The following is an 18,900-nucleotide window of genomic DNA, read 5'->3' on the forward strand; positions in this document are numbered from 1 at the left end:
AACCAGAGCATGGAAGAAGACAATGCATCCCGCCCCGAAGGCCACGGCACGCTGCTGTGCGTGAAGTCCTGGACCGCCTACCTGAACACCCTGCTGCTGGCGCTGCTGCTGTTCGGCTTTGCGCTGCCGTTCGCGTTCCGCTACAGCGAGCTGGCGGCGGGCGCCGTGATGCTGTTCGCGGTGCTGGTGGTGGGCTACCGCATCCTGGTGCTGCGCAGCGTGCAGCTGTACTACGACGATGTGGGCGTGTGGCTGTATTCGGGCATCCTGCCGTGGTCCAAGGGCGTGCAGGGCGTGAAATGGCGCGACATGGACGAAGCCACGTTTGTGCAATCCTTCTTCAGCTGGCTGTTCCGCTCCTATTCGATCCGCATCGGCCACCGCTACACCAAGGGCAGCGAGATCCTGCTGACGCGCATGGCGAACGGCAAGGATGCGGTCGCCAGGCTGAACGCCCGCCACCAGGAGCTGATCCGCAGCAATGCGATCAACTGATGTCAGGCGGCGCAGTTGCGCGCCATGGCCTGCGCTCGCATGTAGCGGCGTGTAACAGGCTGCGCAAGCGGCCTGAATAATGATAATCTCCCACGCTGCATCTGCGCGCCGGGCCTGTCGGGCCGGGCGCCCCGCATTACTCTGAGGGCTGAAATTCACATGATCAAAACCAAAATCGCGCTGGCAGCAGTACTGGCCTGTCTCGCGCTGACGCCGGCCAGCGCCGCCAAGGCGCCGCAGAAAGCCAAGTCCGGCAAGACCGTCAAGTCGTCCAAGTCCAAGTCCACCGGCAAAGGCGGTAAAAGCACCGCCGGCAAGGCCACCAAGGGCGCAGCAGCAGCAGCAGCAGCAGCAGCGACGCCGATGATCAAGCAGGCGCCGTCCGAGCGCAGCCAGGACCGCCGCATGGATGCGTTGTCCACCCAGTTCCTGGGCGCGCTGTGGAAAGTCGATCCCGAGACCGCGATCTCGGTGGGCAAATACGACACCGCCGCCAGCATGACCATCCCGGACGCGGCCACCCGCGCCAGCCAGCTGGCCTTCATCGACGACTGGCTGGGCCGCTTCGCCAAGACCGACGCGCGCCAGCTGTCGGCCAAGCAGCGCACCGACCTGGCGCTGCTGGTCAACAAGCTCAATTCGGACCGCTGGTACCTGACCACGTTCCGCGAATTCGAGTGGAACCCGGCGCTGTACAACATCGCCAGCCCGATCGACTTCATCCTCAACACCGAATATGCGGCCAAGCCGCAGCGCCTGCGCACGCTGCTCAAGCGCATCGCCGGCGTGCCGGCCTATTACGACGCGGCGCGCGCCAACATCAGCAACCCCACGCGCGAACACACGCAACTGGCCATTGCACAGGCGCCGGGCGTGCTCGCGCTGCTGGCGGACCTGGACAAGGAGGCGCAGGCATCCATCCTGTCGCCGATGGAAAAGCAGCTGTTCGCGCAGCGCGTGAACCAGGCGAAAATGGCGGTGGACGGCTATGCCGCCTGGCTGGGTGAGCTGGACAAGACCATGGCGCAGACCGGCGGCGGGCGCTCCTTCCGCATCGGCAAGGACCTGTACGAGGCCAAGTTCGCCTTCGACATCCAGGCCGGCAGCAGCGGCGAGCAGACCTACCACAAGGCGCTGGCGGCGCGCGAGCAGCTGCTGGCGAATATGGACCGGCTGTCCGACGAACTGTGGCCGAAATACATGGGCGGCACCGCCAAGCCGGCCGACCGCACCGCGAAGATCGGCTTGATGATCGATACGCTGTCGGCCAACCACGTCAAGCGCGAGGATTTCTTCCCCGAGATCCGCCGCCAGATCCCGATTCTGCAGGACTGGGTGATCCAGAAGAACCTGCTGACGCTGGACCCGAACAAGCCGCTGCAAGTGCGCGAAACGCCGGCCTACCAGCGCGGCGTGGCCGGCGCCAGCATCGAGGCGCCGGGCCCCTACCGTCCGCAGGACCGCACCTACTACAACGTGACGCCGCTGGATGGCGTATCGGCCGAGCAGGCCGAGAGCAGCTTGCGCGAGTACAACCACTGGATCCTGCAGATCCTCAACATCCACGAAGCGATTCCGGGTCACTATGCGCAGCTGGTGTACGCCAACAAGTCGCCGTCGATCGTGAAATCGATCTTCGGCAACGGCGCCATGGTGGAGGGCTGGGCGGTGTACGGCGAGCGCATGATGCTCGAATCCGGCTACGGCGACAACGCGCCGGAGATGTGGCTGATGTACTCCAAGTGGAATCTGCGCAGCGTGACCAACACCATCCTCGACTACAGCGTGCACGTGCTGGGCATGCAGCAGGCCGAAGCAATGGACCTGCTGACGCGCCAGGCTTTCCAGACCCAGCGCGAAGCGGCCGAGAAATGGCGCCGCGCGCAGCTGTCGTCGGTGCAGCTGGCCAGCTATTTCAGCGGCTACAGCGAGATCATGGAGCTGCGCGAAGAGCGCAGGCAGGCGCTGGGCAACAAGTTCGTGCTCAAGGAGTTCAACGAGCAGTTCCTCAGCTACGGCAGCGCGCCGGTGCGCGTGATCCGTGAGCTGATGACGCAATAGGCAAGGCAGCAAGCTCGTTGCGCGGCCTCAAGGGGCCGCGCGCGCGACCGGGTACGATGGGGGCGGGGGCGAGGCCCCCGTTCTGCTAATATGAACTCGGGAGCGATCATGACCATGCCCATCCGGATTGACACGCTGAAGTATGCGCAGCTGCTGAAGGAAAGTGGTTTGTCCGCAGAGCAGGCTGAGCTGCAAGCGGAAGCGCTGGGCACCGTGCTCAACGAATGCCAGGTAGCCGTCGAGTCCGATCTGGTGATCCAGCGCAGCGACCTGCTGGCCCGGGTGGATCTGCTCAAGCAGGAAGTCTATGACCGGGTTGATCTGCTCAAGCAGGAAGTCTACGACCGGATGGATCTGCTCAAGCAGGAAGTCTACGACCGGGTGGATCTGCTCAAGCAGGAAGTCTACGACCGGATGGATCTGCTCAAGCAGGAAGTCTACGACCGGGTGGATCTGCTCAAGCAGGAAGTCTACGACCGGGTGGATCTGCTCAAGCAGGAAGTCTACGACCGGATGGATCTGCTCAAGCAGGAAGTCTACGACCGGATGGATCTGCTCAAGCAGGAAGTCTACAGCAGGATTGATGCCTTGGAGCTAAGGATCGATGGCTTGGAACGCAGGATAGCCGGCCTCGAAACCCGATTTTATCTGCTGTTCGGCATCCAGTTTGCGGTAGATGCCGTGATCCTGTTCAAGCTCTATGCTTAAACCGGCTCTTCCGGCGCCTGCGTCGCCTTGACGAAAATCGGCGCCACCAGCAATCCCAGCTCGAACAGCACCCACATCGGAATCGCCAGCGAGAACTGGCTCACCACGTCCGGCGGCGTGACGATGGCGGCAATCACGAAGGCGCCCACAATCACGTACGGCCGCACTTCCTTCAGCTTGGACACCGACACGATACCCATGCGTACCAGCACCACCACCACCACCGGCACCTCGAAAGTGGCGCCGAAGGCCAGGCACATCGACATGACGAAATCGAGGTAGTTTTCAATGTCCGGCGTGACCGCGATCGACGAAGGTGAAAAATCCGAAATGAAGTGGAACACGCGGCCGAATACGAAGAAGTAGCAGAACGCCACCCCGGCCGCGAACAGCAGCGAGGACGAGATCACCAGCGGCGCGATCAGGCGCTTCTCGTGCGCGTACAGGCCGGGCGCTATGAAGGCCCACAACTGGTACAGCACCCACGGCAAGGCCAGGATGAAGGCCAGCAGCAGGGTCACCTTCATCGGCACCAGGAAGGGGGAAATGACGCCGGTGGCGATCATCTTCGAGCCGGTGGGCAGCGAAGCGAGCATGGGCGCGGCGATGATGTCGTAGATGGCCGCCGGGCCCGGCCAGAACATCAGCGCGGCGCACACGATGGCGATACCGATCGAGGCTTTGACCAGGCGGTCGCGCAGCTCGATCAGGTGGGAGATGAATGTCTCCTCGACCGGGGTTTGTTCACTCATTTAGTAAAACGATGCAGGAGGTTTGCTGCTGGGGCGGAAGCGCGCGACCCGCGCGGCGCCGGACGTGACATGCATGCGCGTGCCGTGCTGCTGCTTGTACCAGGCCGGCAGCGCCGAGGTGCGCACCAGGCGCTTGCGGCGGAACTCCTTGGCCTTGCGGGCCAGGTGCTCGGGGCTGGGCGGCACTTGCCCGTAATCGTGGCCCGGACTGCTGTCCTGCCAGGCGTTCTGTACCTCGGCCACGCTTTCCGAGATCGATTGCTCCACGCCCTGCTTGATCGACTGCGCGGTTTCCTGCACTTCTTTTTGCAAGTTGCGCAGCTCCTCCAGCTCGATTTCGCGGCTGACTTCGGATTTCACGTCGTGCAGGTAACGCTGGGCGCGGCCGTACAGCGTCCCGACCATGCGCGCCACCTTGGGCAGCTTTTCCGGACCGATGACGATCAGCGCGACCACGCCGATGATGGCAAGTTTGGAGAGACCGAGATCGATCATAAACGCCTTAGCTGCAACGCATTACAGCTTGTTTTTCTCTTTGGCTTCCACGTCGATGGTGGACTTGTCCGCCACTTGCTGGGTGCTGCCTGGCGTGCCGGGTGCAGCGGCCTTGTTTTCCTCTTCGCCGCCCTTCACGCCATCCTTGAAGCCCTTCACTGCCTTGCCCACGTCCGAGCCGATATTGCCCAGTTTTTTGGTGCCGAAGACCAGCATGATAATTACCAGTACCACCAGCCAGTGCCAGATGCTCATCGAACCCATCATATTCCCCTTGCGGAACGCAACGCGCCCCAAAAAATTGCGGTTAGTGCGGACAGTATACGCGAAGCGCGCCTGTCATGTGCTTGTCATGAAGTAGTAGCAATATTTATTGCTACCGTACTAGTTCGTCAGGGCCTCAGCGCTCGTGGCGCCACGGGTGCGGGCCGCCGATCACGTGCAGGTGCAGGTGGTAGATTTCCTGGCCGCCGTCCGGTCCGCTGTTAATCACCGTCTTGTAACCGCGCTGCGGCGCGCCGTCCTCGTCGTAAGCCACGGCCACGCCGTGCTCTTCGGCCAGGCGCGGCGCCAGCGCCAGCATCTTGCCCAGCAGCGGCGCATGGCCGGCGCTGCAGTCCGACAGGGTGCCGATGTGGGTCTTGGGGATCACCAGCAGGTGCACCGGCGCGTGCGGGTGGATGTCCTTGAAGGCGAGCAAGTCTTCGTCTTCATACACGATGGTGGAGGGAATCTTTTTCTCGGCAATCTTGCAAAACAGGCAGTTTTCCACAACAACTCCAGTAAGTTATTCTTTGCGGGACGCTTTTTCCTCGATGCCGGACACGCCTTCGCGGCGCGCCAGCTCGTCGAGCACCTGTTGCGGCGTTAAACCGAACTGGGCCAGCATCACCATCGAATGGAACCACAAGTCGGCGCATTCGTACAGTACTTTGGAAGTATCGCCGCCGTGGCGCGCGTCTTTCGAGGCCATCACGAACTCGGTGGCCTCCTCGCCGACCTTTTTCAGGATGGCGTCGTCGCCCTTGGCGAACAGCTTGGCCACGTAGGACGTGGCCGGGTCGCCGCCGTTGGCCGGCTTGCGCGACTCGATGGTGGCCGCTACGCGGTCCAGGATGGTGCTCATTTGCTTTTCGCTTCCGTGTAAATCGTGTCCGGGTCTTTCAGCACCGGCTCCCTGGCCTGCCAGTCGCCCTCTTTGGCGTCGCCGTCGAACTTGTTGAAGAAACAGGAGTGGCGGCCGGTGTGGCAGGCGATGCCGCCGGCCTGCTCGATCTTCAGCAGCACCACGTCCTCGTCGCAGTCCAGCCGGATCTCCAGCACCTTCTGCACGTGGCCCGATTCCTCGCCCTTGTGCCACAGCTTCTTGCGCGAGCGGCTCCAGTACACCGCCTCGCCCAGCTCCACCGTTTTATACAGCGCGTCGCGGTTCATCCAGGCGAACATCAGCACGTCGTTACTGCCCGCCTCCTGCGCGATCACCGGCACCAGGCCGTGTTCGTCCCACTTGATCTTGTTCAGCCACTTGGCCTTGGCCACGCTGGGCGTCTGTGTCGGCATCATGATACGGTTTTCCTTATGTCTAGCCACTAAGCATCAGCTCAGGCGCATCGGAATGCCCTGCTGCGCCATGAAGCGCTTGGCTTCCTGCACGGTGTGCTGGCCATAGTGGAAAATGCTGGCCGCCAGCACGGCGTCCGCGCGGCCCAGCTTGACGCCGTCGGCCAGATCCTGCAAGCCGCCCACGCCGCCCGAGGCGATCACCGGGATGCCCACCGCGTCCGACACGGCGCGCGTCAGGCCCAGGTCGAAGCCGGACTTGGTGCCGTCGCGGTCCATGCTGGTGAGCAGCAATTCGCCGGCGCCCAGCGATTCCATTTTCTGCGCCCAGGCGACCGCGTCCAGGCCGGTGGCCTTGCGTCCGCCGTGGGTAAACACTTCCCAGCGGCCGGGCTGCACCTGCTTGGCGTCGATCGCCACCACGATGCACTGCGAACCGTGCTTTTGCGAGGCGTCGAACACCAGTTGCGGATTGGTCACGGCCGAGGTATTCATGCTGACCTTGTCGGCGCCGGCGTTGAGCAGGCGGCGCACATCGGCCACCTCGCGCACGCCGCCGCCCACGGTCAGCGGAATGAAGACCTGCGACGCCACCGCTTCGATGATGTCGAGGATCAGGCCGCGGTTGTCCGAGGAGGCGGTAATGTCGAGGAAGGTCAGTTCGTCGGCGCCCTGCTGGTCGTAGCGGCGCGCGATTTCCACCGGGTCGCCGGCGTCGCGCAGCTCGGTGAAGTTGACGCCTTTGACGACGCGGCCGTCGGTCACGTCCAGGCAGGGGATGATGCGTTTTGCAAGCATGGTGGGATCAGTCTTCCAGACTGCCTTCCGTCAGTTCGTCGGCGCGCAGCTGCGCCGTGTTCAAGTCGAGCGTGCCTTCGTAGATCGAACGGCCGCAGATCACGCCTTCGATGCCTTCGTCCTGCACCGCGCACAGCGCTTCCACGTCGGAAATGTTGTGCAGGCCGCCGGAGGCGATCACGGGTATCTTCACCGCCTGCGCCAGTTTCACGGTCGCTTCGATGTTCACCCCGCCCATCATGCCGTCGCGGCCGATGTCGGTGTAGATGATGGATTCCACGCCGTAAGCTTCGAATTTCTGCGCCAGGTCGATCACCTCGTGGCCGGACATCTTGCTCCAGCCGTCGGTGGCCACCTTGCCGTCCTTGGCGTCCAGGCCGACGATGATGTGGCCCGGGAAGGCGCCGCAGGCATCGTGCAGGAAGCCCGGGCTTTTCACGGCGGCGGTGCCGATGATGACGTAGGTGATGCCGGCGTCCAGGTAGCGCTCGATGGTGTCGAGGTCGCGGATGCCGCCGCCCAGCTGCACGGGGATCTCGTCGATGTCGTTTTCCTCGGCGAAGTCCTGCACCGCCTTCAGGATGGCCTTGATGGCGCCTTCGTTTTTCGGCTTGCCGGCGAAGGCGCCGTTCAGGTCCACCAGGTGCAGGCGGCGCGCGCCCTGCTTGAGCCAGTGCAGCGCCATGTCGGCCGGGTCTTCGGAAAATACGGTAGCAAGTTCCATATCGCCCTGTTTCAGGCGTACGCAGTGACCGTCTTTGAGGTCGATGGCAGGAATGAGCAGCATAGTATGTGTGAGTTGAAAAGTTTAGGGTTGCCGAAGGTGACTGATAAGTTTCTTACGGTTGCCAATGCACGAAATTCTTGTACAGCTGCAGGCCCACGGCGGCGCTCTTCTCCGGGTGGAACTGCGTGGCGAACACGTTGTCGCGCGCCACGGCAGAGCAGAACGGCGCGCCGTACACGGTCTCGCCCACGCTGTGCGCGTCGTCACCCGGCTGCACGTAGTAGCTGTGCACAAAATAAAAATAGCTGTTGTCCGGGATCCCGGCCCACATGGGGTGAGACGCGCGCTGGCGCACTTGGTTCCAGCCCATCTGCGGCACCTTGAAGCGCGAACCGTCCTGCTGCAGCTGGCCGTCCAGCTGGAAGCGCACCACCTTGCCCGGCAACAAACCCAGGCCCAGCGCACCGCCCTCTTCCGACGAGTCGAACAGCATTTGTTCGCCGATGCACACGCCCATCAGCGGCTTGCTCTCGGCCGCGCGCAGCAGCGCGTCCTGCACGCCGGACTCGCGCAGGCTGCGCATGCAGTCCGGCATGGCGCCCTGGCCGGGCAGCACGATGCGGTCGGCATTTTCAATGTCGGCCACTTGCCCCGAAATAACGATATCGGCTTCCGGCGCCACGGCGCGCAGCGCTTGCGCCACCGAGCGCAGGTTGCCCATGCCGTAATCCACAACAACAATTTTCTTCATAGTGCCATTCAAGCAGAGACAGCGCGGCCCGCGCAAGGGCGAACCGCGCTGCGATTGATTACAAGCTACCTTTGGTCGACGGTATGGTGCCCGCTGCGCGTTCGTCCAGCGTGGTGGCCATGCGCAGCGCGCGGCCGAAAGCCTTGAACACGGTTTCGCACTGGTGGTGCGCATTGGTGCCGCGCAAGTTGTCGATATGCAATGTCACCAGCGCATGGTTGACGAAACCGCGGAAAAATTCCAGCGTCAGGTCGACGTCGAAGCCGCCTATCATGGCGCGGGTAAACGGGATGTGGTATTCGATGCCTGGGCGGCCGGAAAAATCGATCACCACGCGCGACAGCGCCTCATCCAGCGGCACGTAGGAGTGGCCGTAGCGCACGATGCCCTTCTTGTCGCCGATGGCCTTGGCGAACGCCATGCCCAGCGTGATGCCCACGTCTTCCACAGTGTGGTGGTTGTCGATATGGATGTCGCCGGTGGCTTCCACTTCCAGGTCGAACAGGCCGTGGCGGGCGATCTGGTCCAGCATGTGGTCCAGGAAGGGGACGCCCGTGTTCAGCTTCTGCACGCCGGTGCCATCCAGGTTGATGGCGACACGGATCTGGGTCTCGTTGGTGTTGCGGGTGATTTCTGCGGTGCGGTTCATGGAAAGCTCTACGTTGGTCTTAGGCTGCCTGCGATGCTTTAAATGCTTCGAGGAAAGCGGCGTTCTCTTCCGGGGTGCTGACCGTGATACGCAGACAATTGGCCAGTACACTGTGCATTTTACCCACATTTTTGACCAGTACCTTACGGGACAACAGATAGGTATTAGCGGCGTCGGCGTCGGGCACCCGGGCGAGGATGAAATTGGCGGCGGAGGGGAACACTTGCACGCCGGGTACGGCGGCCAAGGCCTCTGCCAGCAGTGCGCGTTGTTCGCGCAGAATGGCGGCTTGCTGGTTGAGCACGTCGAGGTTGTCGAGTGCGAATTCGGCGGCGACTTGCGTCAGCACGTTCACATTATACGGCGGACGGACCTTGTCGAACTGTTCCAGCAATTTCGGGGCCGCCGACATGTAGCCGAGGCGGATGCCGGCCAGGCCCAGTTTGGACACGGTGCGCATCACCACCAGATTGTCGAATTCCGGCAGGCGGTGCATGAAGCTCTGCTGGGCGAACGGCTCGTAGGCCTCGTCCACCACGGCCAGGCCGGTGTCGCCCAGCGCCTCGATGATGGCGACGATGTCATCCGCACCGAACAGGTTGCCGGTCGGGTTGTTCGGATACGACAGGTAGACCAGGGCCGGCTGGTGCCGGGCGATGGCGGCCAGCATGGCGGGCAGGTCCAGGGTCAGGTCGTCCTTCAGCGGCACGCCGACAAAGTCCATGCCGGCAAATTGCGCCGAGCGGGCGTACATGACGAAGGTGGGCACCGGCGCCAGCACCACGGCGCGGCGGTCCTGGCGGGCGCAGGCCATGTCCAGGATGGAGATCAGCTCGTCGGAGCCGTTGCCCAGCAGGACGTCGTAGCCGGCCGGCACGCCGAGCTGCTTGCAGATGCGTTCCTTGACGCTGGCGTAGGAGGCCACCGGGTAGCGGTTCAGCGCCACGGCGGCCAGGCGGCCGGCCAGCTCGGCGGCCAGATGCGCGGGCAGCGGATAAGGATTTTCCATCGCGTCCAGTTTGATAAAACCGCTTGCATCTGCCACGTGGTAGCCTGGAACGGCCAGTACGTCGGAACGGATGGTGTTGCGGATGAGACTGTCGATGGACATCTTGCTGCACTCCTTAACTTAAATGGTAACTTCTTCGGGGGGCGCCTTTTTCACGGCCCGTGATCGCTTGGGCGCGGCTGCCGTGGGGGCGGCGGCGGCTTTCTTGGTTGCGGCTTTCTTGATTGCGGCTTTCTTTGTTGCGGCTTTCTTTGTTGCGGCTTTCTTTATTGCGGCGTTCTTTGCCGGCGCGGCCGCCTTGGCCGTTGCTGCGGCTTTGGCCTTCGGCCGGGCCTCGGACTTCGGCTTGGCCGGCGCATCCGGCGCCGCCGCCAGCGCCAGCGCCTCGAGCGTTTCCAGCGCGGCCAGGCGCTGGTTGATGATGGCGCAGTATTGCGGGTTCAGTTCGAAACCGACGAACTGGCGCCCGCAGCGGCGCGCGGCCAGCGCGGTGGTGCCGCTGCCCATGAACAGGTCCAGCACCACGCCGCCCGGCGGGCACGAGGCCTTGACCATGCGCTCGATGATCTCCAGCGGCTTCTGGGTCGGGTGGTCGGCCCGCTCCGGGTGCTCGCGGTGCAGGCGCGACACGCTCCACACGTCCTTCGGGTTGTAGCCCACCTCCAGCCACTTGGCGCCGATGAAGATGGAACGCGAGCGCGCCTTCTTGGTCTCGGCGTCGTAGGGAATGCGCACGGCGTCCAGGTCGAAGTAGTAGTCCTTGCGGCCGACGAAAAAGCCCACCGTGTCGTGCACCGACGAATAGCTGCGCACGCTGCCGCCCATGGACGGCACGCGGCGGTCCCAGATGATTTCATTCATCATCGTCATGCGCTGTTTCAGCATGACGAAGATCTCCGGCGAAAAGCGCCAGGTCAAAAAGATGTACAGGCTGCCGTTCGGCTTGAGCTTGGGCAGCGCCGCGTCGATCCACTGCTCGGTCCAGCGCAGGTATTCCTCCACCGTTTGCTGGTCCGACGCATTGCCGTAGTCCTTGCCCAGGTTGTAGGGCGGATCGGTCAGGATCAGGTCGACGGCGCCGTCCGGGATGCGCGCCAGTCCGGCCAGCGCATCCTCGCAGAAGACCTGGTTCAGCCAGTCGCTCATCAGTTGCTTCCGCCGGCCTTGATGCGCAACTCGGCGCTGCGGGCGTGCGCCTGCAGGCCTTCGCCGTAAGCCAGTTCGGCCGCCACTTTGCCCAGCGTTTGCGCGCCGGCCTCGGACACGAAGATGATGGACGAGCGCTTCTGGAAGTCGTACACGCCCAGCGGCGACGAGAAGCGCGCGGTGCGCGACGTCGGCAGCACGTGGTTCGGGCCGCAGCAATAGTCGCCCAGCGACTCGGACGAGAAGCGGCCCAGGAACATGGCGCCGGCGTGGCGGATCTTGTCGGCCCACTGCTGCGGTTCCAGCGCCGAGATTTCCAGGTGCTCGGCGGCGATGCTGTTGGCGATGGCGCAGGCCTGGTCCATGTCGCGCACCTTGACCAGCGCGCCGCGGTCGTTCAGCGAGGTGCGGATCACGTCCTGGCGCGGCATCGTGGGCAGCAGCTTGTTGATGCTGGCCTCCACCTGCGCGATGTAGCCAGCGTCCGGGCACAACAGGATGGCCTGCGCCAGCTCGTCGTGCTCGGCCTGCGAGAACAGGTCCATGGCCACCCAGTCCGGGTCGGTGCTGCCGTCGCAAACGATCAGGATCTCGGACGGGCCGGCGATCATGTCGATGCCGACGGTGCCGAACACGCGGCGCTTGGCCGCGGCCACGTAGGCGTTGCCGGGGCCGACGATCTTGTCGACGGCGGCGATGCTCTCGGTGCCGTAGGCCAGCGCGCCGACCGCCTGCGCGCCGCCGATCGTGATGACGCGGGTGACGCCGGCCAGCGCGGCGGCGGCCAGCACCATCTGGTTCTTCACGCCGTCCGGGGTCGGCACCACCATGATGATTTCGCTCACGCCCGCCACTTGCGCGGGAATCGCGTTCATCAGCACCGACGAGGGATAGGCGGCCTTGCCGCCCGGGACGTAGATGCCGACGCGGTCCAGCGGCGTGATGCGCTGGCCCAACACGGTGCCGTCAGGCTCGGTGTAGCTGAAGCCTTGCAGCTCCTGCTTCTGGCGCTCGTGGAACACGCGGATACGGTCGGCCGCCACTTGCAGCGCAGCGCGCTGGGTTGCCGGCAGCGCCGCCAGCGCGGCTTGCAGTTCGGCCTGCGGCAAGTCCAGCGTGTCCACCGAGGCGGCGCCGCCGTTGGGCAGGCGGTCGAAGCGGTTGGTGTATTCCAGCACGGCGGCATTGCCGCGCGCTTTCACGTCGGCCAGGATCTTGGCAACGGCGGTTTCGATGGCGTCGTCGGTGGACGCTTCGAAGGCCAGCAGCGCGTCCAGGGTCGGCTTGAAATCGGCGGCCGAGGAATCGAGTTTGCGGATCTGGATAGCCATTACTTCACCTTTTTCGAAGCACGCTCGAACGCTTCGATAATCGGTTGCAGACGCTGGCGCTTGAGCTTGAGCGCCGCCTGGTTCACCACCAGGCGCGAGGAGATGTCCATGATCTCTTCGACTTCCACCAGGTTGTTGGCGCGCAGCGTGCTGCCGGTCGACACCAGGTCGACGATGGCGTCCGACAGGCCGACCAGCGGCGCCAGCTCCATCGAGCCGTACAGCTTGATCAGGTCCACGTGCACGCCCTTGGCGGCGAAGTGCTCGCGCGCGGTGGTGGTAAACTTGGTGGCCACGCGCAGGCGCGCGCCCTGGCGCACCGCCGCTTCGTAGTCGAAGCCGGATTTCACAGCGACCGACATGCGGCACTGCGCGATGTTCAGATCCACCGGCTGGTACAGGCCCTCGCCGCCGTGCTCGATCAGCACGTCCTTGCCGGCCACGCCGAAGTCCGCCGCGCCGTGCTGCACATAGGTCGGCACATCGGTGGCGCGCACAATCAGCACGCGCACATTGGGGTCGTTGGTGGCCAGGATCAGCTTGCGCGAAGTTTCCGGATTCTCGGTGACGGTGATGCCGGCCGCTTCCAGCAGCGGCAAGGTGTCTTCGAAAATACGGCCCTTCGACAGCGCAAGGATCAGCTGGGAATTGGCGTCGCTGTTAAATCCGCTCATGATGGTCTCTTTACTTGATTCGGCTGATGTTGGCGCCGATCGCCTGCAGCTTCACTTCCATGCGGTCGTAGCCGCGGTCGAGGTGGTAGATGCGGTCGATCAGCGTTTCGCCCTTGGCGGCCAGGCCTGCGATCACCAGCGAAGCCGAAGCGCGCAGGTCGGTCGCCATCACGGGCGCGCCCACCAGCTGATCCACGCCTTTGATAAAGGCCGTGTTGCCGTCGGTTTCAATTGCGGCGCCCAGGCGGTTCATCTCCTGGACGTGCATGAAGCGGTTCTCGAAAATGGTTTCGGTCACGCGGCTGGCGCCATTGGCGATGGTGTTCACCGCCATGAACTGGGCCTGCATATCGGTCGGGAAGCCAGGGTATTCGGTGGTACGGAAAGTCACCGGGTTCGGGCGCGCATCCATTTGCGCGCGGATGGTGTCTTTGCCGATGGTCATTTGCAGGCCGATCTCGCGCAGCTTGTCGAGCGCGGCGTCCATGATGTCGGTGCGGGTGTTGTGCAGGGTGATGTCGCCGCCGGTGGCCGCCACGGCGCACAGGAAGGTGGCCGCTTCGATGCGGTCCGAGATCACGGAATGCGAGGCGCCGTGCAGTTCAGGCACGCCCTGGATCACCAGGCGGTCGGTGCCGATGCCGGAGATCTGCGCGCCCATGGCCACCAGCAAGTTGGCCAGGTCGGTCACCTCCGGCTCGCGCGCGGCGTTTTCCAGGATGGTTTCGCCCTCGGCCAGGGTGGCCGCCATCAGCAGGTTCTCGGTGCCGGTCACCGTGATCATGTCGGTGACGATGCGGGCGCCCTTGAGTTTCTTGCACTTGGCGTAGATGTAGCCGGCGTCGATGGTGATCTCGGCGCCCAGCGCCTGCAGGCCCTTGATGTGCTGGTCCACCGGGCGCGAGCCGATGGCGCAGCCGCCCGGCAGCGAGACCTTCGCTTCGCCGAAACGCGCCAGCAGCGGGCCCAGCACCAGGATCGAGGCGCGCATGGTTTTCACCAGCTCGTACGGCGCTTCCAGCTTGTCGATGGCGCTGCCGTTCAGCACTACCCGCTCGCCGTCCTGCTGCACTGCCAGGCCGGTCTGGCCCAGCAGCTTGAGCATGGTGGCCACGTCGTGCAGGTGCGGCACATTGTCCAGCACCACGTCGCCCGCCGTCAGCAGGCCGGCGCACAGGATGGGCAGCGCCGCGTTCTTGGCGCCGGAGATGGTGACGTCGCCGACCAGGCGCTTGCCGCCGGTGATGAGGAGTTTGTCCATGGTGTCGTCCTTAGCCTTGGTATTCTTCTGGGGTCAGCGTTTTCATCGACAGCGCGTGGATTTCCTCGCGCATGCGGTCGCCCAGTGCGGCGTACACCAGCTGGTGGCGCTGGATCGGACGCTTGCCGGCAAACGCCGGCGAGACGATCACGGCCTGGAAGTGCTGGCCGTCGCCCTCCACTTCAAGGTGGGTGCATTCGAGGCCGGCCGCGATATAGCCGTGGATCGCTTCTGGAGTGGTGGTCATGGTGTTGTTTTCCTTCTTAGTGGCGCAGGCGGTAACCGCTGCTCAATAAACGTATGGCCAGCAAGGACAGCACGGCCAGGAAGGCGCCGACGATGCCGAGGCTGATGAATGGGTTGACATCGCTCTGGCCGAAAAAGCCGTGGCGGAAGCCGTCTATCATGTAAAAGAACGGGTTCAGGTGCGACACGGTGAGCCAGAACGGCGGCAGCGAGTGGATCGAGTAGAACACGCCGGACAGGAAGGTCAGCGGCATGATCAGGAAGTTCTGGAACGCGGCCAGCTGGTCGAATTTCTCGGCCCAGATGCCGGCAATCAGGCCCATGGTGCCAAGGATGGCCGCGCCCAGCAGCGCGAACACCAAAATCCACAGCGGCGCCACGAAGCTCATGTTGGCGAACCAGGCGGTGACGACGAACACGCCGGCGCCCACCACCAGGCCGCGCACCATGGCGGCGATCACGTAGGCCGAGAAGATCTCCCAGTGCGACAGCGGCGTGAGCAGCACGAACACCAGGTTGCCGGTGATCTTGGACTGGATCAGCGAGGACGAGGAGTTGGCGAAGGCGTTCTGCAACACGCTCATCATCACCAGGCCGGGAATCAGGAAGGCGGTGTAGCTCACGCCCGGATACACCTGCACGCGGCCTTCCAGCACGTGGCCGAAGATCAGCAGGTACAGCATGGCGGTGAGGATGGGCGCGGCCACGGTTTGCGTGGCGACCTTGTAGAAGCGCAACGTCTCCTTGTAGACCAGGGTGCGGAAGCCGGTGGAAATCATACTGCCCCCTTGTCCATGATTTGCAGGAAGATGTCTTCCAGGTCGGCCTGCTGCAGCTGCATCTCGTCGATGACGGCGCCGCTCGCGCGCACCCGCGCCAGGATCTGCTCCACTTCCGAGTATTCATTGATGCGCAGGCTGTACTTGCCCTGGGCCGCCTCTTCCGGGTGGGTGACCAGGTGGTGCAGGTCTTCCGGCAGCGCGCCCTGCTTCAGGTGCAGGATCAGCGAGGAGCCGGAGATGCGGCGGATCAGCTGGGACATGGTGTCCAGCGCCACCACCTGGCCCAGCTTGAGCATGGCAACGCGCTTGCACATGGCCTGCGCCTCTTCCAGGTAGTGGGTGGTGAGCACCACGGTGTGGCCTTCGCGGTTCAGGCGCGAGATGAACTTCCACAGCGTCTGGCGCAGTTCCACGTCCACCCCGGCGGTCGGCTCGTCGAGCACAATGACGGGCGGCTTGTGCACCAGCGCCTGGGCCACCAGCACGCGGCGCTTCATGCCGCCCGACAGCGCGCGCATGTTGACGTCGGCCTTGTTGGTCAGGTCGAGGTTTTCCATCACCTCGTCGATCCACTTGTCGTTGTTGGGCAGGCCGAAGTAGCCGGACTGCAGGCGCAAGGTTTCGCGCACCGTGAAAAAGGGGTCGAACACCAGTTCCTGCGGCACCACGCCGAGCTTGCGGCGCGCGGCGCGGAAGTCGCCCGTGACGTCGTGGCCGTGGATGCTGACCTTGCCCGCGTCGGGCCGGATCAGGCCGGCGATAATGGAAATGAGTGTGGTTTTTCCGGCACCATTGGGACCGAGCAGGCCGAAGAATTCGCCCTCCTCGATGGTGAGGGAGACGCCGCCCAGTGCCTGGAGCGACTTGTAGCGCTTCTCGACATTGCTGATTTGGATTGCTGTCATGCTTGGCTTTAAGTTGGCTACGGCACCATGACCGTCGCGGGAAGGGCACAGGACCCGGAGGTGCGATATGCCGTGGCACTCAGGCAACGGCAACGGTCAATTATATTGGAAATTTGGTTCGGCTACGCCGGACCGGAAACTGCTGGGGGGGTGGGGCGGGGGTCAATGATGGCGGTGATGCTGCGGCGCTGCGGCCGCCGGGGAGCTTGCTTCGCCGCATTCGGCCAGCGAGGGTGAAACCAGCGCGCAAACGCCGTACAGCTTGGTGAGGCTTTTCAGGTTGGCCGGCAGGTTCTTCAGCTCGAGCTGCAAGCCCGCTTCCTGCGCGGCGCGCTGCCATGCCAGCATGACCGACACCGCGGCCGAATCCACCGCCTGCACATTGCACAGGTCGAACACGGACTGGCCGCCGGCGATCGCCGCCACGCCCTGCTCCAGCGCCGCAGTGGCGTTGGACACGGTCAGGGACGTGAGGGACTGCATGTTGTCGGTGGATGCGGACATGGTCTTGAAGTCTTTATTTGGCCGAAGCGGCTTTGATGGGACGGCTGGCCAGCTTCTTGTTCTTTTCGGACAAGGTCTTGATCAGGCCGTCGATGCCGCCCTTGCTGATTTCCGAGGCGAACGTGCCCTTGTAGGTCTCGACCAGCCACGCGCCCAGCACGTTGATGTCGTAGATCTTCCAGCCGCTTGGCGACTTGGCCACGCGGTAGTTCAGCGGGATCGGCTCGCCACGGGCCACGTTGACCTGGGAACGCACTTCCACTTCGGTGTCAGACGGGTCGGCGCGCAGCGGCTTGAATTCAATGGTCTCGTTCTTCACCTGGGACAGCGCGCCCGAGTAGGTGAAGATCAGCAGCGAACGGAACTCGGTGGACAGCTGCTTTTGCTGTTCCGGGCTCGCTTCGCGCCAGTAGCGGCCGGCGGCCAGCGAGGTCATGCGCTGGAAGTCGACATAGGGCAGGATCTTGGTTTCCACCAGGTCCATCACGCGCTTCTGGTTGCCGGCCTGGATTTCCTTGTCGGCCTTGGCGGTGTCCAGCACGTCCTGGCTGATGCGCTTGACCAGCACGTCCGGCGCTTCATTGCCGGCCGGGGCCGGGGCTGCGGTGGCGGCCATGGCGGCGGAGGCGAAAGCGACCGTCGCGAAAGCGAAAAGCTGTTTAATCAATTTCATCTCTGTTGAACCTTATTTTAGTTGCTTCAGGGTTACAGGCTGGCGTTCTTTTCCGCAGCCGGTGCCGCCATTATAGCCTCGCCCGTGACCGGGGCCGCATCGTTGCCATGGCCGGCATCGGCGGCGGCCGGCTTGGCTGCCGGTTTGTCTTCTTGCTTGTCTTCCTTCTTGTCGGCGCCCTTGCCGCCGCGCGGACCGGATTCGCCATTGAAGACCTTGCTCTCGCGTGCTTGCAGGAAACTGTCGCGCACGAACTCGTAACGGTCCAGTGCCGCCTCTTCCATCAGGCTGGTGGCGTCCAGCAGGCCGGCACGCTTGTCGATCACGCGGGTAACGCTGCCGATGTTGCGCACGTTGACAGGATCTTTATAACCCCATGGGTCGGCCTTGATGTCCAGCGGCAGCGCCACGGTGTCGCGCACGGTGGACGGGCCCAGCAGCGGCAGCATCAGGTAGGGGCCCGATTGCACGCCCCAGTAGCCCAGCGTCTGGCCGAAGTCCTCGTTGTGCTTCTGCAAGCCGGCTTCGGAGGCGATGTCGAGCACGCCCAGCAGGCCGAAGGTGGAGTTCAGCGCCACGCGCATCACGTCCGACATGCCCTGCTCGCCCTTGCCCTGCATGAAGCCGTTGGCGGCGCTCCACACGTCCGACAGGTTGCCGAAGAAATTGTTCACGCCGGTCTGCACAAACGTCGGCAGCACGTTCTTGTAGGCGGTGGCGGCAGGCTTCAGTGCCGCCTGGTCGACCGCGTCGTTGAACTTGAACATGCTGCGGTTAAAACCCTCGTACGGGTCGCGCGGGTTGGGGCCGGCGCAGCCGGTCAATGTGGCGGCCGCCGCTACAAGCAAGGCCAGGTGACGGAATTTCATCGATGCACTCATTAGTTGCTATCCTTTCCTTCAGCTGCTTTGCTGTAGATAAATTGGTTGATCAGGTCTTCCAGCACGGCAGCGGACTGGGTACGCGCGATCTTGTCGCCCGCCACCAGGTTGTTGGTGTCGCCGCCGGCTTCGATGCCGATGTATTGCTCGCCCAGCAAGCCAGCGGTCAGGATTTTAGCCGAGCTGTCTTTCGGGAATGCGTAGCTGGTTTCCATATTCAGGGTCACCAGCGCCTTATATGACTTGTCGTCGAAGCGGATCTTGGCCACGCGGCCCACCACCACGCCGGACGCCTTGACTGCGGCCTGCTCGCGCAGGCTGCCGATATTGTCGAACTTGGCGGTCACTTCGTAGGTCGGGGCGAACGACAGCGAACTGGCATTGCCCGCCTTCAGCGCCAGGAAGGCCAGCGCGGCCACGCCCAGCACGACAAACAAACCGACCCACAGATCCAGAGATTTACGTTGCATGACACTATCCTAACTTGTTTTT

At 63.7% G+C, this 18,900-nt stretch carries 25 protein-coding genes; 3 read left to right on the top strand and 22 right to left on the bottom strand.

Features of this window, described 5'->3' with window-relative positions; genetic code table 11:
- Window positions 1–9 precede the first annotated feature (9 nt).
- The 3 genes from AC6H42_RS07355 (at window position 10) to AC6H42_RS07365 (ending at window position 3,264) form a co-directional block, all read left to right on the top strand.
- Window positions 10–495, top strand: coding sequence for a hypothetical protein (locus tag AC6H42_RS07355; protein WP_057154115.1), 486 nt, complete (start codon window positions 10–12; stop codon window positions 493–495).
- Between the two features lie 159 nt (window positions 496–654).
- On the top strand, window positions 655–2,556 hold the full coding sequence (locus AC6H42_RS07360; protein ID WP_497547743.1) for a DUF885 domain-containing protein: 1,902 nt from the start codon (window positions 655–657) through the stop codon (window positions 2,554–2,556).
- A gap of 108 nt (window positions 2,557–2,664) precedes the next feature.
- The gene (locus AC6H42_RS07365; protein ID WP_497547744.1) at window positions 2,665–3,264 is read left to right on the top strand and encodes a CCDC90 family protein; all 600 of its coding nucleotides are present in this window, start codon (window positions 2,665–2,667) and stop codon (window positions 3,262–3,264) included.
- Here the strand turns inward: AC6H42_RS07365 and tatC are convergent.
- The 22 genes from tatC to mlaD form a co-directional block, all read right to left on the bottom strand.
- Window positions 3,261–4,016: a twin-arginine translocase subunit TatC gene (gene tatC / locus AC6H42_RS07370; RefSeq protein WP_057154118.1), complete on the bottom strand. Its 756-nt coding sequence runs from the start codon at window positions 4,014–4,016 to the stop codon at window positions 3,261–3,263. The genes AC6H42_RS07365 and tatC overlap by 4 nt on opposite strands.
- Window positions 4,017–4,511, bottom strand: a complete 495-nt coding sequence (tatB, locus tag AC6H42_RS07375; protein WP_057154119.1) for a Sec-independent protein translocase protein TatB — start codon at window positions 4,509–4,511, stop codon at window positions 4,017–4,019. It abuts the gene before it with no gap.
- Between the two features lie 21 nt (window positions 4,512–4,532).
- Window positions 4,533–4,775, bottom strand: a complete 243-nt coding sequence (tatA, locus tag AC6H42_RS07380; protein WP_057154314.1) for a Sec-independent protein translocase subunit TatA — start codon at window positions 4,773–4,775, stop codon at window positions 4,533–4,535.
- A 136-nt stretch (window positions 4,776–4,911) separates the two neighbouring features.
- Complete coding sequence (locus AC6H42_RS07385; RefSeq protein WP_056399972.1) at window positions 4,912–5,283, bottom strand: histidine triad nucleotide-binding protein; 372 nt, start codon at window positions 5,281–5,283, stop codon at window positions 4,912–4,914.
- 15 nt (window positions 5,284–5,298) lie between these two features.
- Complete coding sequence (locus AC6H42_RS07390; RefSeq protein WP_057154120.1) at window positions 5,299–5,637, bottom strand: phosphoribosyl-ATP diphosphatase; 339 nt, start codon at window positions 5,635–5,637, stop codon at window positions 5,299–5,301.
- The gene (gene hisI, locus AC6H42_RS07395; RefSeq protein ID WP_057154315.1) at window positions 5,634–6,071 is read right to left on the bottom strand and encodes a phosphoribosyl-AMP cyclohydrolase; all 438 of its coding nucleotides are present in this window, start codon (window positions 6,069–6,071) and stop codon (window positions 5,634–5,636) included. Before hisI ends, AC6H42_RS07390 begins: the two co-directional genes overlap by 4 nt.
- A 36-nt stretch (window positions 6,072–6,107) precedes the next feature.
- The gene (hisF, locus tag AC6H42_RS07400; protein WP_057154121.1) at window positions 6,108–6,869 is read right to left on the bottom strand and encodes an imidazole glycerol phosphate synthase subunit HisF; all 762 of its coding nucleotides are present in this window, start codon (window positions 6,867–6,869) and stop codon (window positions 6,108–6,110) included.
- 7 nt (window positions 6,870–6,876) lie between these two features.
- Complete coding sequence (gene hisA, locus AC6H42_RS07405) at window positions 6,877–7,656, bottom strand: 1-(5-phosphoribosyl)-5-[(5-phosphoribosylamino)methylideneamino]imidazole-4-carboxamide isomerase (protein ID WP_057154122.1); 780 nt, start codon at window positions 7,654–7,656, stop codon at window positions 6,877–6,879.
- A 52-nt stretch (window positions 7,657–7,708) separates the two neighbouring features.
- Window positions 7,709–8,347 (bottom strand): imidazole glycerol phosphate synthase subunit HisH, encoded by a 639-nt coding sequence (gene hisH, locus AC6H42_RS07410; protein ID WP_082551642.1) that lies wholly within the window; start codon window positions 8,345–8,347, stop codon window positions 7,709–7,711.
- A 58-nt stretch (window positions 8,348–8,405) separates the two neighbouring features.
- Window positions 8,406–8,996: an imidazoleglycerol-phosphate dehydratase HisB gene (gene hisB, locus AC6H42_RS07415; protein WP_056399982.1), complete on the bottom strand. Its 591-nt coding sequence runs from the start codon at window positions 8,994–8,996 to the stop codon at window positions 8,406–8,408.
- Between the two features lie 19 nt (window positions 8,997–9,015).
- On the bottom strand, window positions 9,016–10,107 hold the full coding sequence (hisC, locus tag AC6H42_RS07420; protein ID WP_497547745.1) for a histidinol-phosphate transaminase: 1,092 nt from the start codon (window positions 10,105–10,107) through the stop codon (window positions 9,016–9,018).
- A gap of 18 nt (window positions 10,108–10,125) precedes the next feature.
- Window positions 10,126–11,151 (bottom strand): DNA-methyltransferase, encoded by a 1,026-nt coding sequence (locus AC6H42_RS07425; protein ID WP_497547746.1) that lies wholly within the window; start codon window positions 11,149–11,151, stop codon window positions 10,126–10,128.
- The gene (gene hisD / locus AC6H42_RS07430; RefSeq protein ID WP_057154124.1) at window positions 11,151–12,482 is read right to left on the bottom strand and encodes a histidinol dehydrogenase; all 1,332 of its coding nucleotides are present in this window, start codon (window positions 12,480–12,482) and stop codon (window positions 11,151–11,153) included. Before hisD ends, AC6H42_RS07425 begins: the two co-directional genes overlap by 1 nt.
- Window positions 12,482–13,156: an ATP phosphoribosyltransferase gene (gene hisG, locus AC6H42_RS07435; protein ID WP_057154125.1), complete on the bottom strand. Its 675-nt coding sequence runs from the start codon at window positions 13,154–13,156 to the stop codon at window positions 12,482–12,484. Before hisG ends, hisD begins: the two co-directional genes overlap by 1 nt.
- Before the next feature lie 10 nt (window positions 13,157–13,166).
- Window positions 13,167–14,417 (bottom strand): UDP-N-acetylglucosamine 1-carboxyvinyltransferase, encoded by a 1,251-nt coding sequence (gene murA / locus AC6H42_RS07440; protein WP_497547747.1) that lies wholly within the window; start codon window positions 14,415–14,417, stop codon window positions 13,167–13,169.
- A 10-nt stretch (window positions 14,418–14,427) separates the two neighbouring features.
- Window positions 14,428–14,664 carry a BolA family protein gene (locus AC6H42_RS07445; RefSeq protein ID WP_057154127.1) on the bottom strand — a complete coding sequence of 79 codons (237 nt, stop codon included), beginning with the start codon at window positions 14,662–14,664 and terminating at the stop codon, window positions 14,428–14,430.
- A gap of 16 nt (window positions 14,665–14,680) precedes the next feature.
- On the bottom strand, window positions 14,681–15,442 hold the full coding sequence (locus AC6H42_RS07450) for an ABC transporter permease (protein ID WP_057154128.1): 762 nt from the start codon (window positions 15,440–15,442) through the stop codon (window positions 14,681–14,683).
- Window positions 15,439–16,350, bottom strand: a complete 912-nt coding sequence (locus tag AC6H42_RS07455) for an ABC transporter ATP-binding protein (protein WP_057154129.1) — start codon at window positions 16,348–16,350, stop codon at window positions 15,439–15,441. Before AC6H42_RS07455 ends, AC6H42_RS07450 begins: the two co-directional genes overlap by 4 nt.
- 162 nt (window positions 16,351–16,512) lie before the next feature.
- Window positions 16,513–16,854 carry an STAS domain-containing protein gene (locus AC6H42_RS07460; protein ID WP_497547749.1) on the bottom strand — a complete coding sequence of 114 codons (342 nt, stop codon included), beginning with the start codon at window positions 16,852–16,854 and terminating at the stop codon, window positions 16,513–16,515.
- 13 nt (window positions 16,855–16,867) lie between these two features.
- A complete protein-coding gene (locus tag AC6H42_RS07465) occupies window positions 16,868–17,527 on the bottom strand; it encodes an MlaC/ttg2D family ABC transporter substrate-binding protein (RefSeq protein ID WP_057154131.1) in 660 nt (219 codons plus the stop codon).
- 32 nt (window positions 17,528–17,559) lie between these two features.
- A complete protein-coding gene (locus AC6H42_RS07470; protein ID WP_229418096.1) occupies window positions 17,560–18,396 on the bottom strand; it encodes an MlaA family lipoprotein in 837 nt (278 codons plus the stop codon).
- 11 nt (window positions 18,397–18,407) lie between these two features.
- Entirely contained in the window at window positions 18,408–18,878 is a 471-nt protein-coding gene (gene mlaD / locus AC6H42_RS07475) for an outer membrane lipid asymmetry maintenance protein MlaD (RefSeq protein WP_056400019.1), read from the bottom strand.
- Window positions 18,879–18,900: the final 22 nt, after the last annotated feature.

Source organism: Massilia sp. NBRC 108631, assembly GCF_059704565.1.

Excerpts from the sequence above, each read along its gene's own strand:
- AC6H42_RS07355 (WP_057154115.1), top strand. The coding sequence starts at position 10 with ATGGAAGAAGACAATGCATCCCGCCCCGAAGGCCACGGCACGCTGCTG.
- AC6H42_RS07360 (WP_497547743.1), top strand. The coding sequence starts at position 655 with ATGATCAAAACCAAAATCGCGCTGGCAGCAGTACTGGCCTGTCTCGCG.
- AC6H42_RS07365 (WP_497547744.1), top strand. The coding sequence starts at position 2,665 with ATGACCATGCCCATCCGGATTGACACGCTGAAGTATGCGCAGCTGCTG.
- tatC (WP_057154118.1), bottom strand. The coding sequence starts at position 4,016 with ATGAGTGAACAAACCCCGGTCGAGGAGACATTCATCTCCCACCTGATC.
- tatB (WP_057154119.1), bottom strand. The coding sequence starts at position 4,511 with ATGATCGATCTCGGTCTCTCCAAACTTGCCATCATCGGCGTGGTCGCG.
- tatA (WP_057154314.1), bottom strand. The coding sequence starts at position 4,775 with ATGGGTTCGATGAGCATCTGGCACTGGCTGGTGGTACTGGTAATTATC.
- AC6H42_RS07390 (WP_057154120.1), bottom strand. The coding sequence starts at position 5,637 with ATGAGCACCATCCTGGACCGCGTAGCGGCCACCATCGAGTCGCGCAAG.
- hisI (WP_057154315.1), bottom strand. The coding sequence starts at position 6,071 with ATGCCGACACAGACGCCCAGCGTGGCCAAGGCCAAGTGGCTGAACAAG.
- hisF (WP_057154121.1), bottom strand. The coding sequence starts at position 6,869 with ATGCTTGCAAAACGCATCATCCCCTGCCTGGACGTGACCGACGGCCGC.
- hisA (WP_057154122.1), bottom strand. The coding sequence starts at position 7,656 with ATGCTGCTCATTCCTGCCATCGACCTCAAAGACGGTCACTGCGTACGC.
- hisH (WP_082551642.1), bottom strand. The coding sequence starts at position 8,347 with ATGAAGAAAATTGTTGTTGTGGATTACGGCATGGGCAACCTGCGCTCG.
- hisB (WP_056399982.1), bottom strand. The coding sequence starts at position 8,996 with ATGAACCGCACCGCAGAAATCACCCGCAACACCAACGAGACCCAGATC.
- hisC (WP_497547745.1), bottom strand. The coding sequence starts at position 10,107 with ATGTCCATCGACAGTCTCATCCGCAACACCATCCGTTCCGACGTACTG.
- AC6H42_RS07425 (WP_497547746.1), bottom strand. The coding sequence starts at position 11,151 with ATGAGCGACTGGCTGAACCAGGTCTTCTGCGAGGATGCGCTGGCCGGA.
- hisD (WP_057154124.1), bottom strand. The coding sequence starts at position 12,482 with ATGGCTATCCAGATCCGCAAACTCGATTCCTCGGCCGCCGATTTCAAG.
- hisG (WP_057154125.1), bottom strand. The coding sequence starts at position 13,156 with ATGAGCGGATTTAACAGCGACGCCAATTCCCAGCTGATCCTTGCGCTG.
- murA (WP_497547747.1), bottom strand. The coding sequence starts at position 14,417 with ATGGACAAACTCCTCATCACCGGCGGCAAGCGCCTGGTCGGCGACGTC.
- AC6H42_RS07445 (WP_057154127.1), bottom strand. The coding sequence starts at position 14,664 with ATGACCACCACTCCAGAAGCGATCCACGGCTATATCGCGGCCGGCCTC.
- AC6H42_RS07450 (WP_057154128.1), bottom strand. The coding sequence starts at position 15,442 with ATGATTTCCACCGGCTTCCGCACCCTGGTCTACAAGGAGACGTTGCGC.
- AC6H42_RS07455 (WP_057154129.1), bottom strand. The coding sequence starts at position 16,350 with ATGACAGCAATCCAAATCAGCAATGTCGAGAAGCGCTACAAGTCGCTC.
- AC6H42_RS07460 (WP_497547749.1), bottom strand. The coding sequence starts at position 16,854 with ATGTCCGCATCCACCGACAACATGCAGTCCCTCACGTCCCTGACCGTG.
- AC6H42_RS07465 (WP_057154131.1), bottom strand. The coding sequence starts at position 17,527 with ATGAAATTGATTAAACAGCTTTTCGCTTTCGCGACGGTCGCTTTCGCC.
- AC6H42_RS07470 (WP_229418096.1), bottom strand. The coding sequence starts at position 18,396 with ATGAAATTCCGTCACCTGGCCTTGCTTGTAGCGGCGGCCGCCACATTG.
- mlaD (WP_056400019.1), bottom strand. The coding sequence starts at position 18,878 with ATGCAACGTAAATCTCTGGATCTGTGGGTCGGTTTGTTTGTCGTGCTG.